Consider the following 14,725-nt stretch of genomic DNA (forward strand, 5'->3'; position numbering starts at 1 on the left):
TGCTCCTTTTTTTATTTGAATCTTAGTCTGAGAATTTTTTTGTTGCCGGCAGCAATGGCCGTTTTGGAATCAACGAATCGGATGGTAAACAAATCTTTGTAATCTGCTATCTTTTTCCATTTTTTTCCCTGATCGTATGAATAATATACTCCGGAAGCTCCTACGCTAACCAATTCATTTCCGTTGCTTCCCGGTACAAACTGGACACAGGAACCATAACCGTAACCTTCATTTTCACCAACTAAGCTCCATGTTTTGCCACCATCAAGCGTGATGATTTTGTTCCCGAAATTCTGATTCGGTTTTTCATAATCACCACCTGTCGCAAAACCGATCTTTTCATTATAGAAATCGGCTGAGAAAATTCCAGTCATTGCACTTCCCTGAATAATTGGAGTTGCAATAACATGCCACGATTTCCCCTTATCCTCTGAATAAAAAATATTCGATTTCTTTCCGCCTGAAGCAACCCAGACTTTATTCCCTTTTATGTTGATATTAGTATTGCTGGCCGCAAAAAACGCTTCTCCATCAGCCACCTTGGGTACACTTTTACAGGATGCTTTTTTCCAGGTTTGGCCTCCGTCATTTGTGGTTATCAATGAAAAACAGTCTTCGGTTGGATCTCCGACAGCAATTCCGTCTTTGTCATTCCAGAATTGTATGGCATCATAGAATACTTTTTCGCCTTTTTCCTGATACACCAGTTGTGTTTCTTTTTCATCTTTTGAAATTCGGTATAACAATCCAGGATTTCCGATACTTAAAACAAAAATATTGTCCTTCGTTTGCGCCATACTCCTGAACTCCAGTTTCAGGGTATCTTTTACAATATTGCCAACAAAATTCTTCCGACTGTTCAAACTCAGATAACCGTAATTACCATTATTCGCAGCATACCAAACTTTATTGCTGTCGATGCAAATCGCACGAATACTTAGTTTTTCAGACAGCAAAGTGTCTATTTCCACCGAAGTAAAACTTGGTTTAAAAATCCCTTCCTTAGCATTTGAAATTTCCGATTTCGGATTATCAGAAACCTTTTTCACACTACAGGAAATACATACCGCAGAAAGCAAAGCCAATAAACTTTTTTTCATTTCTAAAAATTTAGAAATGCTAAATTACAAAACTTTTACTGCTAGAGTTGTTTGTTTTTTCCGTCGAGCAGGTAAATCCACAACATTCGTGAAAGCCTGAAATTAAACGTACTCAAAACAACTGAAAGTATGCCAATTAAAACCACTATGGTTAAATAGCTGTCAACAAACTGATTGGCAATCAAAAAGAAAACTACCATTTCAGCGACAGCAACCGCATAACTAACGAACATTGATCCAAAAAAGTAGCCAGGTTCTTTTTCAAACCTATGATTACAGTGCGAACAATTGCTGTGCATTTTCGGTAAACGAAAAAGAAAAATATTTCCTTTTTCAGAAAAAACATGCCCTTTTCCGCATTTCGGGCATTTTTCGGTGAGTATATCTACTAAAGTTGACATATGAATTATTTTTATACAAAGTTCAGAATTATACAGTAATCGACTATAGACGAATTGCACAATAATTTGTACTTTTAGGACATTATTAAAACCAACTCGTCATGAAAAGTTTTACTGTCCTAGACATTCAGCAATTCGAATCGGACAAGCAACGAAAAGTTTTTTATGCTAATACTATAGTAAATCATTTGATCACTAGCCATAAAAACATTTTCAAACCCCACAAACACAACTTTTATCTAACTGTACTTTTTACACATGGGAGCGGAACACATGAAATTGACTTTGTAAAATACTACGTAAAGCCGGGCAGCCTTTTTTTTATGAATCCCGGACAAATACATCATTGGGAATTATCAGATGATATTCAGGGATTTATATTCTTTCACACACAATCCTACTATGACATTCATTACACCAAAAATCGGGTAAACAGTTTTCCTTTCTTTTACAGCGTTCAGAATTCGCCATTATTGTATTTAAAATCATCTGATATTATATATTTCAAATCGCTTTTTGAACAAATTCATCTTGAAAATCAATCCGATAACCTATTAAAAACCAATAAAATAATTTCACTGATTGATTTGATTTATATCGAAAGTACGCGTCATTATATTCAAAAAAACGAGATGGAAGTTGTTCCGCAAAATTCATACACCCTTAAATTTCAAGAATTTAAGACTTTGGTTGAAGAACATTACAAATCAGAAAAATCACCTTCGCAATATGCCGACTGGTTAAACATATCGGCAAAACACTTAAACAGAATTACGCAGAATATGGTTGGAAAAACCACAACCGACATCATTTTGGAACGGGTTTTCCTCGAAGCGAAACGCGAAATGATAGCACAGAAACTGAGTTTCAATCAGATTGCTGATCTCTTGGGATATGAAGATTATGCCTATTTTTCGAGACTTTTCAGAAAAAAATGCGGTGAAACACCTACTTCTTTTATAAAAAAATACAGATAAGTCATATAAATAGATAAATTACCTATCTTTGCAGGCTTATTTTTTTACGATGAGATTACACAGAAACTTAGTATTTACAACCATTGATTCGCTGATGGCGATTTTCAATGAAGGACAATATGCCGATAAAGTGGTAGCTTTTGCTTTGAAAAAAGACAAACGCTGGGGAAGCCATGACCGAAAATTTGTTGCGGAAACCATTTACGAAATCGTTCGATGGAAGCGTTTATACGCAGAAATTGCCGAAGTAAAAGAACCGTACGATAGAGATAATATCTGGAGAATGTTTGCGGTTTGGGCCGTTTTACGTGGCTACACCCTACCCGATTGGAAATATTTTGAAACTACTCCTGTTCGTAAAATCAAGGGTCGTTTTGACGAACTTTCTAAAATCAGAAAATTCCGTGAATCTATTCCGGATTGGATGGATGAATTGGGTACTAAGGAATTAGGCGAAGAATTATGGACCAAAGAGCTCCACGCACAAAACGAGCAGGCAAAAGTGATTTTGCGTGTAAACACTTTGAAAACCACTCGCGAAAAATTACGAGCTATTTTAATGGATTTAGATATCGATACTGAACTGCCGAACGAATATCCGGATGCCCTTATTTTAAAGGAAAGAGCCAATGTATTCTTAACAGACGCTTTCAAAGAAGGTTTGTTTGAAGTTCAGGACGCTTCTTCCCAATTAGTAGCTCGTTTCTTAGATGTAAAACCGGGAATGAGAATTGTTGATACTTGTGCCGGCGCAGGAGGAAAAACATTGCATATCGCTTCTTTGATGGAAAACAAAGGACAGTTAATTGCAATGGATTTATATGAAAGTAAACTTAAGCAGTTAAAACTTCGCGCTAAAAGAAACGGTGCCTTTAATATTGAACCCCGTGTAATTGAAGGAACAAAAACCATCAAAAAACTTCATGAAAAAGCCGACAGGGTTTTAATAGATGCTCCGTGCAGCGGTTTAGGCGTTTTAAAACGTAATCCTGACAGCAAATGGAAACTTCAACCGGAATTCATTGATAATATCCGAAAAGTGCAAGCCGAAGTTTTAGAAAGCTATTCTAAAATAGTGAAACCAGGGGGAAAGCTAGTGTATGCTACCTGTTCTGTATTACCATCTGAAAACCAGGAACAGATTGAAAAATTCCTGAAAACGGAAAGCGGTAAGAACTTCACCTTTGTAAAAGATGTAAAAGTTTTGGCTTCTGAATCAGGATTTGATGGTTTTTACATGGCGTTATTGGATAGAAAACCATAAATCAACCATCCCAAATGAAAAAAAACTACACCTTAACCTTACTATTACTACTGAGCGTTACTATTGGTTTTGCTCAAATTCCGGCCGGATATTATAATTCTGCTATCGGAACGGGCTATACTTTAAAAACTCAATTATATAATATTATAAAAAACCCATCTGTTGTGAGCTATTCGCCGGGATTATGGAATTTGTATTACACATCCGACGTGAGGCCAGACGGAAAAGTTTGGGATATCTACTCAAACTGTAATTTTATATTTGGATCCGTTGCAAGCGGTGGAAATCAAGACGATGGAAATTTGGGCACATCAGAATGCCAAAGATATAATCGTGAACACACATTCCCTAAAAGTTGGTTTGCAAACGCCACACCAATGTATTCAGATGCCTTTCATGTAATGCCTACTGATAAAAAAGTAAATGGCCTTAGAGGAAACTTAGCTTATGGAAAAGTTGGAACAGCAACATATACAGCCAGCAACGGTTCTAAAATAGGAAATTGTGTAGCTCCAAATTACCCTTACTCTTTACAGGTTTTTGAGCCTGCCGACCAATATAAAGGTGATATAGCAAGAAATTATTTTTACATGGCGACTTGCTATCAAAATTTAATTGGTGGATGGGAAACAAATGATGCGGATGCCAATACAGTACTTGACGGTACCAGCGACAAAGTTTTTGAACAATGGTATTTAGACCTACTATACAGTTGGCATATTGCTGATCCTGTCAGTCAAAAAGAGATAGACCGAAACAATGCAGTATATGGTGCTCAAGGAAACAGAAATCCTTATATCGATCATCCGGAATGGGTATCTGTAATTTGGGGTTCGACATTAGCAACAGAATCTTTCGATGCTTTAGCGAATGCTACCATCTTCCCTAACCCCACAAATGACAGTCGAATTAACATCGTATCTGAAGCAGAATTGAATGAAATTCAGTTAATCAATAGTAATGGTCAAATAATTCAATATATTAAAAAACCGGCCTCAATCCAAAATACTTACAGATTAGATAATTTGCCTAAAGGTTTTTATTTGGTAAAATTATCTTCTGAAAACAATAAAACGATAACAAAGAAGATAGTAGTTAACTAATTCATTTTCTTTACTTACCATATAAAAAATCCACCTTTTGGTGGATTTTTTGTTACTTTACTATTATGAAACGATTAGCGAATATTGGTCTTTTAATAACTTCCCTATTCGGCTATACAGAATGGGGAAAAGGAAGAAGTGCGTTTCTTTATGAAATCGAATACGAATTACTTTTCAGGCAGCCTCATTTATTGGAATCCTTAACCCATCCGCTCATTCTTGGAAGCCTGGGCGGTCAACTGATATTATTATACTGTGCCATTAAAAACAATAGTTCAAAAAAACTCAATTTACTTGGTTTAGTATTGCTTAGCTTACTTATGCTTTTGGTGTTACTTGTCGGAATCCTATCCTCTAATTTCAAAATAATTCTTTCCACTACCCCCTTTTTATGCTTTACAGTATTGCTGATTATTGCCATAAAAAAAGAGAGGCTTAAAACCTCTCTCTGAATCTTTATTTTTAATCGTTCATCGAAATCAGGAACTCTTCATTGTTTCTGGTTTTCTTGAATCGGTCGTTGATGAAATCCATCGCTTCAACCGGATTCATATCCGCCAGGTATTTACGCATAATCCACATTCTTTGGATTGTATTTTCATCCAACAATAAATCGTCACGACGCGTACTTGAAGATGTAAGGTCGATAGCAGGGAAAATACGTCTGTTGGCAATCTTTCTGTCCAACTGCAATTCCATGTTACCCGTTCCTTTGAATTCTTCAAAGATAACTTCATCCATTTTAGAACCGGTTTCTGTCAATGCCGTAGCAATGATACTTAATGAACCTCCGTTTTCTACATTACGGGCCGCCCCAAAGAAGCGTTTTGGTTTTTGCAATGCATTCGCGTCAACACCACCACTCAAAACTTTTCCGGATGCTGGCTGAACTGTATTATAAGCCCTCGCTAAACGCGTAATCGAATCCAAAAGAACTACAACATCATGACCACATTCTACCAAACGTTTTGCTTTTTCCAAAACGATGTTGGCAATTTTAACGTGCTCCTGCGGCTCTCTATCAAAAGTAGAAGCGATTACTTCTCCTCTTACACTGCGCTGCATGTCGGTTACCTCTTCCGGACGTTCATCAATCAATAGCACAATTAAATACACTTCAGGATGATTGGCTGCAATCGCGTTGGCAATGTCTTTTAACAACATTGTCTTACCAGTTTTCGGTTGTGCCACAATCATACCACGCTGTCCTTTTCCTATTGGAGAAAACAAATCGATAACACGGGTCGAAATCGTGCTTTGTCTTTCTGCTAAGCGGAATTTTTCAGTTGGGAAAACCGGCGTTAAATGCTCAAACGATATTCTGTCACGAACAACCTGAGGGTCATGTCCGTTAATTTTCAACACTTTAACTAATGGGAAGTATTTTTCTCCTTCTTTTGGAGGACGAACAACACCTTTTACGGTATCCCCCGTTTTCAATCCGAATAAACGAATTTGGGAAGTCGACAAATAAATATCATCTGGAGAAGCAAGGTAATTATAATCCGAAGAACGTAAAAATCCGTAACCGTCCGGCATCATTTCCAAAACACCTTCGCTTTCAATGATTCCGTCGAATTCATATTCAGGTTCTCTGAAATTCTGCTTTTTATGTTTTTGACTTGGATTTTGGTTCTGATTGGGAGTATTCTGATTAGCTCCACCCTGATTAGGATTTTGAGGTTTCGCTACCGGAGCTTCTGTAATTGGTTCCGCTACTTCTGCAACTGAAGCAGTTTCTTCAACTTCTTTATTTTGCGCAGGTCTTATCTTAGTATTCTGATTGCTTTCTTTCGTAAAGTGTGGCTTCTTAACAAACTCTTTCTTTTTGCTTACGAAATTTTCGCGTTTTGGTTCCGATGCTTCTGTTGTAGGTTTTTCAACAACTTCTTCTTTTAATTCAGTTTCAGCAACTTTCTTGTGAAGCTTAGGAGTGAATGTTTTTTTCTCAGCCTGAGCAGGTTGTTCGGATTCTTCTTTAACAGGCTTAATGCGCGCGCGCTTTGCCTTCTCCTCCGGTTGGGGAGTTTCCTGAAGCGCAGGCTTAACAACCTCAGGATTAGCCGCTTGATAATCTAAAATCTGATAAACCAATTCGTCTTTCTTAAGATTACGATATTTATTGATTTTAGCGATTTTAGCGATTTCTTGAAGCTCAGGCAGCTTCATTTCTTTTAACACAGAAATATCAAACATGTAGTGTATCTGAATTTAATTAGAGTAATGTGATACTAAAATTTGGGTAAGGATTTTTTTGAATTGAAACAATCGTAAAATGAAGTACTTACGATTTTGTATTGCAATAATACGAATTTTATTTAAAAAACAATAGCATTTCTAGGAAAAAGAAACTATTTTTGTCCGACAATAAACCAAAAAATGATACAAAGAATTCAGACTGTTTATCTTTTCCTTGCCTTTGTTTGTTCAGGGGTTTTGCCTTTTGTTTTTCCGTTATGGAAAGATATGGCCGGAAAAGATTTCTATTTCATGCTGGATGTAGTGTATGCTGCCATTTTTGGATTGTGTACTACACTTGCCTTAGTAAGCATAGTTAGTTTTAAGAAAAGACAAAATCAGTTTGTGATGAACAGACTGAACATAATATTAAACTTTATATTACTAGGATTATTTGTGTATCGTTTACTAAACCTATCCGGAGAAGCTACGGTTTCTGAGAAGGGTATTGGGATGTTTCTTCCTGTCATTTCTATCGTTTTGTTAGTCTTAGCCAATAAGGCCATCAAAAAGGACGAAGATCTCGTAAAATCTGTAGACCGATTACGATAAACCTTTCATCTTAGTTTATTAGTGCGCGAAGAATCCGAATCTTAAATGGTTCGGATTTTTTTATCCAATAAAGTAAAGTGACATTCCGAAGTTTTCATGATTTGCAACGTTCATATCACCAAATTTGGTGATACAAAATCACTAATTTTAGTGATGCAAATTTTAAATTAAAATCTTACATTTGGTTTTACCAATTTGAAAAGAATGTCAGAAAAAATACGAATCTACCTTGCCGACGACCACCAAATTCTTATTGACGGACTTATTGCCGTTTTAAAGACCAATAAAAATTTCGAAGTTGTTGGTTATTCTCTATCCGGTGAAAATCTAGTCGATGAAGTTACAGGCAAGAATATCGACATCATACTCATGGACATCAACATGCCAAAAAAAGACGGCATTGAAGTCCTTAAAGAATTTCATAAAAACAGATTCCCATGTAATGTAATAGTTTTTTCAAGTTTTGATGACCTGAAACTTATAAAAGAAGTTCTTCAGTTAGGTGCCAAAGGGTACTTAACAAAACAATCTGCCGGAGAAAACATAATCGAAGCCATCAACACGGTTTACAACGGGGAAGAATATTATTCCAAATCGGTACGTGAGAAAATTTTTCTTTCTTTTACGGGAAACACAAAAACAGAAAGCAACACCTATAACCTGATTACTCCCGAATCTATAACAGACCGTGAACTTGAAATTTTAAAACTAATTTCCTTGGAATACAGTGGTAAGGAAATCAGCGAAGCATTATACATCAGTGTGAATACTGTAGAAACGCATCGCAAAAATCTTCTGAAAAAACTAAACGTTAAAAGCACTGTCGGTCTGGTGAAGTTTGCCATGAAACACAATTTAATCAATCAATAGAATATTAACCAAAAAAGAAAAACAATTATGGCTACACCACTTTTAAAAAACTACGGTTTTCAATCCACATCTGAAGATGAATTTGATTTTGATTTCGAAATCCCAAACAATTGCAATTATACAGCGCAATACGATTCAATCAAAAAAGTCAACATTATCAGTATTCAGTTAAATTCGGGTCAGTCACAACCCTCAACTACTTATGCAAAGCAATATTCGACATTTAGCTCTGATAACGGTATTTTAAACCTACAATTTCAGGAAATCTTTAATGGAGTTACTTCTATCAAACCGAAAATTACAGTAACCTCAATTTAAATAATAACCACACATTTTTAAGTTGTTTAAAAAACACCTGATACTATTATTATTTTCTTTCACGGCCTTTTCGCAGCAAAAAGCCGTGAAAGATTCTTTTACATATTATCGAGAAACAAATCAATTCCAAAAGGCACTGCAGTACTCAGATAAAAATGCTGCCTTTTTTTTAAACAAAAAAAATTATCCAAAATACATTAAACATATTAATGAGAAGGCAACCATTCTCACCAACGACATTAAAGTACCGAAGCGTTCGTTAAAAATAGTTTATGAAGCTCTTACGAATTTAAACAAGACATCTGATTTTGAAAAGGTTAAATTGTACCCTGAGCTAGCAAGGACATATATTCGTTTACAGCAATTTGACAAGGGAATTGATTTCGCGAAAAAAGGATTACTGATTGCTGCCAAAACCAAAAATGACAGTATCAGTCAAAGACTGAATCACATTATTCTTACCGCTTATTTAGCAATTGAAGACACTCAACACTCTTTCAAATACCTAGAACCCACACTTTTATATGCAAAAAAAATAAAGAACAACCAAAAAATTGCTGAAGCTTATAACCATTATTTTGCTTTCCATTCCTACATAAAAGAAAGGGATATTGCAAAAAAATATCTTGATTCCAGTATCATTTATGCCGAAAAATCAAAAGTAAAGGACGCCATCAACACCGCAAAAAGCAACTTGGGGGTTCATTATCTGGTGGAAGACATAAACTACAAAAAAGCCATTGACTTATATTCGGAATTAATAAAAGACAATCAGAACGATTCTCTTGACACTTATTTTTCTAATTATTATTTAAACATTTCATGTGCCTATGAAAACATGGGCGACTATAAATCTGCCACTAAATATTTAAACAAATATGTGGGTTTGTTGGATTATGCCCTCGTCAAAAAATTTGACAGTGAACTAGAAGGCATACGAACCAGTTACGAACTGGAAAAAGCTGAAAGTAAATACAAGGAAGAAAAACAGCTCCTAAAACAAAAACAGTTTAAAAGCGAAAAAATGCTTTACCTGATGCTGTCACTCCTTGCGTTGTCTGGTGTTTTGTTTTATTTCTTTTATCAGAATTTAAAGCTGAAACAAAAGAACAAACTTAAAGACCTTAGCCATAACGTCCACCAAAATCTGATAAATGCAACCATCGACGGACAGGAAGAGGAACGCAAAAGACTTTCCGGTGTTTTACATGATAACATAAGTGCTCTGCTTTCATCGGCCAGCCTACATTTAATGGCTTTTGAAACCAACCATCCTGAAACAAAAAGCGAACTGGAAAAAACCAAAGCCATTATTAAAGAAGCGCATGATAAAGTCCGTGATTTATCGCATTCCCTGATTCCGCCAGTGTTAGAGAAACTGGGTTTAATTCCTGCCTTTGAGGATTTATGCGAAAAGAATTCCAATTCGCTTATCCATTTTAAGTTTAACAATTTCATTGAAGAAGAAATCCGTTTTCAAAATGATTTCGAAATGAAATTATACTTTATCGTTGCCGAATTGTTCAATAACATTATTAAACACAGTGATGCTTCTGAAGCTTTTTTAACAGTTGATAAAGACAACAGTCTGCTTTCCGTAAATATCGAAGATAACGGAAAAGGATTCAACGCTATACAAGGAAAGCACAAAGAAGGGCTTGGACTTTCGCAGATAAAAACGCGTATCAAAAGCCTAAAAGGAAGCATAGATATCATTTCCACAGAAAAAATGGGAACATTGATTTATATCAAAATACCGATTACAAACTAAAATTAGACGCGCGTTCCAATTTCCACTACGTTCAAATTCTGAATTTTATCCCCGTCAATTTCAAACTGCAGCATGGTTCGTACCTGATGAAAACCATGTTTCCCAGCAGCACCAGGATTCATGTGCAGCAAATTCAGTTCCTTATCAAACTGCACTTTCAAAATATGGGAATGTCCACAAATAAACAACTTTGGCGGATTGGATCTTATTTCACTTCGAATATCCTGATTGTATTTTCCCGGATAACCACCAATATGCGTAATCCAGACATCCACGCCTTCACACATAAACCGATTATTAAGTGGAAATTCCAAGCGTGCTTTCCCATCGTCAATATTACCGTAAACCGCTCGCAACGGCTTTATTTTTTTGATGGTATCCGTAACCGATAAATCTCCAATATCCCCGGCGTGCCATACTTCATCGGCCATGCGGACATATTTTAAAATCGTTTCATCAATATGACTGTGGGTATCGGAAAGAAGAAGGATTTTTTTCATTTTTTGTGAAGGTGCTAAGACTCTAAGGCACTGAGATGCTAAGATATACTGAGTAACGAGCTGCTAAGGTAAATATCCACAAGGCATTTCGCAAATTCCAAATTAAATAAATCAGAAACAACCACCTTGAACATCAGTCCCTCAGCATCTTAGCTACTTAGTACCTATCAAAATAAAAATCAACAATCACAAATCAAAACTTTGTAAATTTGCTACTCTTACAACTTAGAGTTTATACACCTTGAGATATTTCATAGAATTTGCTTACAACGGAAAAAATTACCACGGTTGGCAATACCAGCCTCACTCTGTATCCGTGCAGGAAACTTTAGTCAAAGCCTTAACCACTCTGTTCAGAAAAGAAATAGAGATTACAGGGGCAGGTCGCACCGATACAGGCGTACACGCCAAACAAATGTATGCGCATTTCGATCATGATGAAATCTTGGATTCTGCCTATTGGACTCAGAAATTAAATTCATTTTTGCCGAAAGACATCGTGGTTTTCCGTATAATTCCGCTTAAAGATGATGCCCATGCAAGGTTTGATGCCATCAGCAGAACCTATGAATACCACATCCACACTTTCAAAGATGCGTTTGAAAACGAAGGAAGCTGGTATCATTTTCATCCGCTTGACGTAGATAAAATGAATGAAGCTGCAAAAATCCTGTTCGACTACATCGATTTTGAATGCTTTTCGAAAACACATACCGATGTAAAAACCTTTAACTGCGTTATCAAAGAAGCCTATTGGCAACAAAACGGAACAAAACTGGTTTTCACTATTTCCGCCGACCGGTTTTTACGAAATATGGTTAGGGCAATTGTCGGAACGTTAATCGGAGTTGGCATCGGTAAAATTTCATTCGAGGATTTCCGAAAAATAATCGAAAGCAAAAACAGAGGAAATGCCGGATTTTCAGTACCTGCTCACGGATTATATTTAACCAAGGTAATTTATCCGTATATTCACCAGCAGTAATGAAAGTCATACAATCCATATCGCTTAAAAAAGTAATGCACTATGCAAAACCTTATCAAAAAAGGCTTTATATGGTTGTACTGTTTTCAATTACGCTTTCCGTTTTTGCAGCAGTCCGCCCTTATTTGTTAAAACAGACCATAGATACTTATCTTAAAGTTCACGATCAGGTTGGGCTATTGAATTATATCATATTAATGGGTGTCGTATTGGTACTCGAAGTCGGTTCACAGTTTTTCTTTACCTATTGGGCAAGCTGGCTGGGTCAGGACATTGTAAAAGACATACGCGAAAAATTATTTCATCACATTACGACATTCCGAATGAAATATTTCGATACTGAACCGGTGGGAAAACTGGTAACACGATCGGTTACCGATATCGAATCCATCGCCAGTATCTTCAGTCAGGGATTGTTCATGATTGTGAGTGATTTGATGAAAATGACGGTCGTACTCGGAATCATGTTTTACATGAACTGGAAACTAAGTTTCATAGTGATACTCGGAATGCCTGTCTTACTGTATGCGACACGTATTTTTCAGCAAAAAATGAAAGTCGCTTTTGAAGAAGTGCGTAATCAAGTAGCCAATTTGAACACCTTTGTTCAGGAACGCGTTACCGGAATGAAAATCGTTCAGCTTTTCAACCGTGAAGAAATTGAGTTGGAGAAATTCAAAAAAATCAATGAATTACACAACAAAGCCTGGTTAAAAAATATTCTGTACAACTCCATCTTCTTCCCCATTGCCGATATCTTGTCGTCATTAACTTTGGGTATGGTGGTTTGGTATGGCGGATGGAACATTATGCACGGCGATACCATGACGACTTTCGGGGATTTGTTCGCTTACACAATGCTTATCGGAATGTTGTTCAACCCGTTACGCCAGATTGCGGATAAATTCAACGTGATGCAAATGGGAATCATTGCGGCCGAACGAGTTTTTGAAGTTTTGGAGCGTGAAGACCTGGTGCAGGAAAACGGCAACGTGACGGCGGGTCATTTTAAAGGAGACCTTACATTGGAGAATGTTCATTTCAGCTACATTGAAGGAGAAGAAGTGCTGAAAGGCATTAACCTGGATATAAACGCAGGTGAAACCATTGCCATTGTTGGTGCCACCGGAGCAGGAAAATCGACTATCATTAATCTATTGAACCGATTTTACGAAATCAGTAACGGGCGTATTTTAATTGACGGAACCGACATCAACGAGTTTGATTTATACAGTCTTCGCCGACAGATTGCTATTGTTTTACAGGACGTTTTCCTCTTTGCTGATACTATCCTGAACAACATCACACTGGACAATCCGGATATCAGCAGAGAAGAAGTTATACTCGCTGCAGAAAGAATCGGTGTACACAATTTCATCATGAGTTTGCCGGGCGGTTATGATTACAACGTAAAAGAACGAGGAGCCATGCTTTCATCGGGTCAGCGTCAATTGATTGCCTTCTTGCGGGCTTATGTCAGCAATCCGAGTATTTTGATTTTGGATGAAGCTACATCGTCCATCGATACTTATTCGGAAGAATTGATTCAGCTGGCAACCGAAAAAATTACAAAAGGAAGAACCTCCATTGTTATTGCACACCGTTTGGCAACCGTTATCAATGCCGATAAAATCATCGTGATGGATAAAGGACAGATTGTAGAAGAAGGCAAACATTTCGAACTCATTGCCAAACCAGAAGGTTATTACAAAAGTTTATACGAGTCACAATTTTTATCCAATGAAATTTCATGAGAATCATTGATCTTTCCAAAACAATACAGCACAATCCCGAAGATCCCTTCTTTATGAAGGTGAAAATAAAGCACAAACCCCATCAGAAAGCAAAATGGATTATCCGGCTTTTTGGTTTGCCGTTTCGTCTGTTCCCTAAAAACTTTACAGGCTGGGCTGATGATACCATTCAGAAAATGGGAGTGCATTCCACAACACATTTGGACGCCCCTTATCATTATGCACCAACCAGCGAAGGAAAAAAAGCAAAAACAATCGACGAAGTTCCGTTGGAATGGCTTTTTGCTCCCGGTATCGTATTTGACATGTCCCATAAAGCTGATTTCGAACCGATTACTGTTTCCGATTTACAACATTTCCTAAAAGGGCAAAACCTCACGCTGGAACCTGGAATGATCGTTTTGATAAAAACCGGTCGGGACAAGTTTATCAATACCAAAAACTATTATAAAACAGGTACCGGAATGAGCGCCGAAGCCACGGTTTGGTTAATCGATCAGGGCATAAAAATAATGGGGATCGATCAATGGGGATGGGATTTGCCCCTACCTTATCTGATTGAACAGGCTAAAAAAACAAACAACTCCGAATTGTTCTGGGAAGCACATTTGGTGGGCCGAGAGAAAGAATACTGCCATATGGAACAATTGGTCAACCTTGACGCTTTGCCTTATACCGGATTTCAGGTTGCGGCTTTTCCTTTGAAAATTAAGGGAGCATCGGCAGGGCCAGCAAGAGTTGTTGCTATTTTAAACTAATTATTTGACCAATAAACTTTTTTGGGATTTCTCTTTCTTAAAAAGCAAATAAATCCCTATTTTCGTACGCTGAAATTAAAACCGATATTTGATGTATTTACGCATTGAAAATCAACTTAATATAAAATAACACC

15 protein-coding genes are annotated in these 14,725 nt (G+C 36.9%); 11 read left to right on the forward strand and 4 right to left on the reverse strand.

Annotated elements, in window-relative coordinates:
• Positions 1-11: 11 nt before the first annotated feature.
• Both FEDK69T_RS13360 and FEDK69T_RS13365 read right to left on the reverse strand, forming a co-directional pair.
• Positions 12-1,100: a WD40/YVTN/BNR-like repeat-containing protein gene (locus FEDK69T_RS13360; protein WP_023574708.1), complete on the reverse strand. Its 1,089-nt coding sequence runs from the start codon at positions 1,098-1,100 to the stop codon at positions 12-14.
• A gap of 41 nt (positions 1,101-1,141) precedes the next feature.
• Entirely contained in the window at positions 1,142-1,501 is a 360-nt protein-coding gene (locus tag FEDK69T_RS13365; RefSeq protein ID WP_023574709.1) for a DUF983 domain-containing protein, read from the reverse strand.
• 101 nt (positions 1,502-1,602) lie between these two features.
• Between FEDK69T_RS13365 and FEDK69T_RS13370 the strand changes: the two genes are divergently transcribed.
• The 4 genes from FEDK69T_RS13370 (at position 1,603) to FEDK69T_RS13385 (ending at position 5,297) form a co-directional block, all read left to right on the forward strand.
• The gene (locus FEDK69T_RS13370; protein WP_023574710.1) at positions 1,603-2,478 is read left to right on the forward strand and encodes an AraC family transcriptional regulator; all 876 of its coding nucleotides are present in this window, start codon (positions 1,603-1,605) and stop codon (positions 2,476-2,478) included.
• A 49-nt stretch (positions 2,479-2,527) separates the two neighbouring features.
• A complete protein-coding gene (locus FEDK69T_RS13375; RefSeq protein WP_035630471.1) occupies positions 2,528-3,742 on the forward strand; it encodes an RsmB/NOP family class I SAM-dependent RNA methyltransferase in 1,215 nt (404 codons plus the stop codon).
• Positions 3,743-3,756: 14 nt separating this feature from the next.
• Positions 3,757-4,845, forward strand: coding sequence for an endonuclease (locus tag FEDK69T_RS13380; RefSeq protein ID WP_023574712.1), 1,089 nt, complete (start codon positions 3,757-3,759; stop codon positions 4,843-4,845).
• A 65-nt stretch (positions 4,846-4,910) separates the two neighbouring features.
• Positions 4,911-5,297: a hypothetical protein gene (locus tag FEDK69T_RS13385; protein ID WP_023574713.1), complete on the forward strand. Its 387-nt coding sequence runs from the start codon at positions 4,911-4,913 to the stop codon at positions 5,295-5,297.
• Positions 5,298-5,307: 10 nt separating this feature from the next.
• Here FEDK69T_RS13385 and rho read toward each other — a convergent pair whose 3' ends face one another.
• Complete coding sequence (rho, locus tag FEDK69T_RS13390; RefSeq protein WP_023574714.1) at positions 5,308-7,041, reverse strand: transcription termination factor Rho; 1,734 nt, start codon at positions 7,039-7,041, stop codon at positions 5,308-5,310.
• A 183-nt stretch (positions 7,042-7,224) separates the two neighbouring features.
• On the opposite strand from rho, the gene FEDK69T_RS13395 reads away from it, so the two are divergent.
• The 4 genes from FEDK69T_RS13395 to FEDK69T_RS15565 all read left to right on the forward strand — a co-directional run bounded on the left by FEDK69T_RS13395 (position 7,225) and on the right by FEDK69T_RS15565 (position 10,594).
• Positions 7,225-7,635, forward strand: coding sequence for a DUF4293 domain-containing protein (locus FEDK69T_RS13395; RefSeq protein WP_023574715.1), 411 nt, complete (start codon positions 7,225-7,227; stop codon positions 7,633-7,635).
• 204 nt (positions 7,636-7,839) lie between these two features.
• The gene (locus tag FEDK69T_RS13400) at positions 7,840-8,505 is read left to right on the forward strand and encodes a response regulator (RefSeq protein WP_023574716.1); all 666 of its coding nucleotides are present in this window, start codon (positions 7,840-7,842) and stop codon (positions 8,503-8,505) included.
• Positions 8,506-8,532: 27 nt separating this feature from the next.
• Positions 8,533-8,823: a hypothetical protein gene (locus tag FEDK69T_RS13405; RefSeq protein WP_023574717.1), complete on the forward strand. Its 291-nt coding sequence runs from the start codon at positions 8,533-8,535 to the stop codon at positions 8,821-8,823.
• 85 nt (positions 8,824-8,908) lie between these two features.
• Positions 8,909-10,594, forward strand: coding sequence for a tetratricopeptide repeat-containing sensor histidine kinase (locus tag FEDK69T_RS15565; RefSeq protein ID WP_023574718.1), 1,686 nt, complete (start codon positions 8,909-8,911; stop codon positions 10,592-10,594).
• A gap of 2 nt (positions 10,595-10,596) precedes the next feature.
• Here the strand turns inward: FEDK69T_RS15565 and FEDK69T_RS13415 are convergent, their stop codons facing one another.
• Positions 10,597-11,094, reverse strand: a complete 498-nt coding sequence (locus tag FEDK69T_RS13415) for a metallophosphoesterase family protein (protein ID WP_023574719.1) — start codon at positions 11,092-11,094, stop codon at positions 10,597-10,599.
• A 241-nt stretch (positions 11,095-11,335) separates the two neighbouring features.
• Here FEDK69T_RS13415 and truA point away from each other — a divergent pair, with 241 nt between their 5' ends.
• Genes truA through FEDK69T_RS13430 form a run of 3 tightly spaced genes read left to right on the forward strand, consistent with a single transcriptional unit; the run spans position 11,336 to position 14,591 of the window.
• Positions 11,336-12,079: a tRNA pseudouridine(38-40) synthase TruA gene (gene truA / locus FEDK69T_RS13420; protein WP_023574720.1), complete on the forward strand. Its 744-nt coding sequence runs from the start codon at positions 11,336-11,338 to the stop codon at positions 12,077-12,079.
• Complete coding sequence (locus tag FEDK69T_RS13425; protein WP_035630468.1) at positions 12,079-13,833, forward strand: ABC transporter ATP-binding protein; 1,755 nt, start codon at positions 12,079-12,081, stop codon at positions 13,831-13,833. The genes truA and FEDK69T_RS13425 overlap by 1 nt, the downstream gene beginning before the upstream one ends.
• On the forward strand, positions 13,830-14,591 hold the full coding sequence (locus FEDK69T_RS13430) for a cyclase family protein (protein ID WP_035630466.1): 762 nt from the start codon (positions 13,830-13,832) through the stop codon (positions 14,589-14,591). The genes FEDK69T_RS13425 and FEDK69T_RS13430 overlap by 4 nt, the downstream gene beginning before the upstream one ends.
• Positions 14,592-14,725 lie beyond the last annotated feature (134 nt).

This window comes from Flavobacterium enshiense DK69 (assembly GCF_000498495.1).
Lineage (GTDB): Bacteria > Bacteroidota > Bacteroidia > Flavobacteriales > Flavobacteriaceae > Flavobacterium > Flavobacterium enshiense.

Bases quoted from the DNA above. Each gene is read 5' to 3' on its own strand.
- FEDK69T_RS13360 (WP_023574708.1), bottom strand. From the start codon at position 1,100: ATGAAAAAAAGTTTATTGGCTTTGCTTTCTGCGGTATGTATTTCCTGT.
- FEDK69T_RS13365 (WP_023574709.1), bottom strand. From the start codon at position 1,501: ATGTCAACTTTAGTAGATATACTCACCGAAAAATGCCCGAAATGCGGA.
- FEDK69T_RS13370 (WP_023574710.1), top strand. From the start codon at position 1,603: ATGAAAAGTTTTACTGTCCTAGACATTCAGCAATTCGAATCGGACAAG.
- FEDK69T_RS13375 (WP_035630471.1), top strand. From the start codon at position 2,528: ATGAGATTACACAGAAACTTAGTATTTACAACCATTGATTCGCTGATG.
- FEDK69T_RS13380 (WP_023574712.1), top strand. From the start codon at position 3,757: ATGAAAAAAAACTACACCTTAACCTTACTATTACTACTGAGCGTTACT.
- FEDK69T_RS13385 (WP_023574713.1), top strand. From the start codon at position 4,911: ATGAAACGATTAGCGAATATTGGTCTTTTAATAACTTCCCTATTCGGC.
- rho (WP_023574714.1), bottom strand. From the start codon at position 7,041: ATGTTTGATATTTCTGTGTTAAAAGAAATGAAGCTGCCTGAGCTTCAA.
- FEDK69T_RS13395 (WP_023574715.1), top strand. From the start codon at position 7,225: ATGATACAAAGAATTCAGACTGTTTATCTTTTCCTTGCCTTTGTTTGT.
- FEDK69T_RS13400 (WP_023574716.1), top strand. From the start codon at position 7,840: ATGTCAGAAAAAATACGAATCTACCTTGCCGACGACCACCAAATTCTT.
- FEDK69T_RS13405 (WP_023574717.1), top strand. From the start codon at position 8,533: ATGGCTACACCACTTTTAAAAAACTACGGTTTTCAATCCACATCTGAA.
- FEDK69T_RS13415 (WP_023574719.1), bottom strand. From the start codon at position 11,094: ATGAAAAAAATCCTTCTTCTTTCCGATACCCACAGTCATATTGATGAA.
- FEDK69T_RS13425 (WP_035630468.1), top strand. From the start codon at position 12,079: ATGAAAGTCATACAATCCATATCGCTTAAAAAAGTAATGCACTATGCA.
- FEDK69T_RS13430 (WP_035630466.1), top strand. From the start codon at position 13,830: ATGAGAATCATTGATCTTTCCAAAACAATACAGCACAATCCCGAAGAT.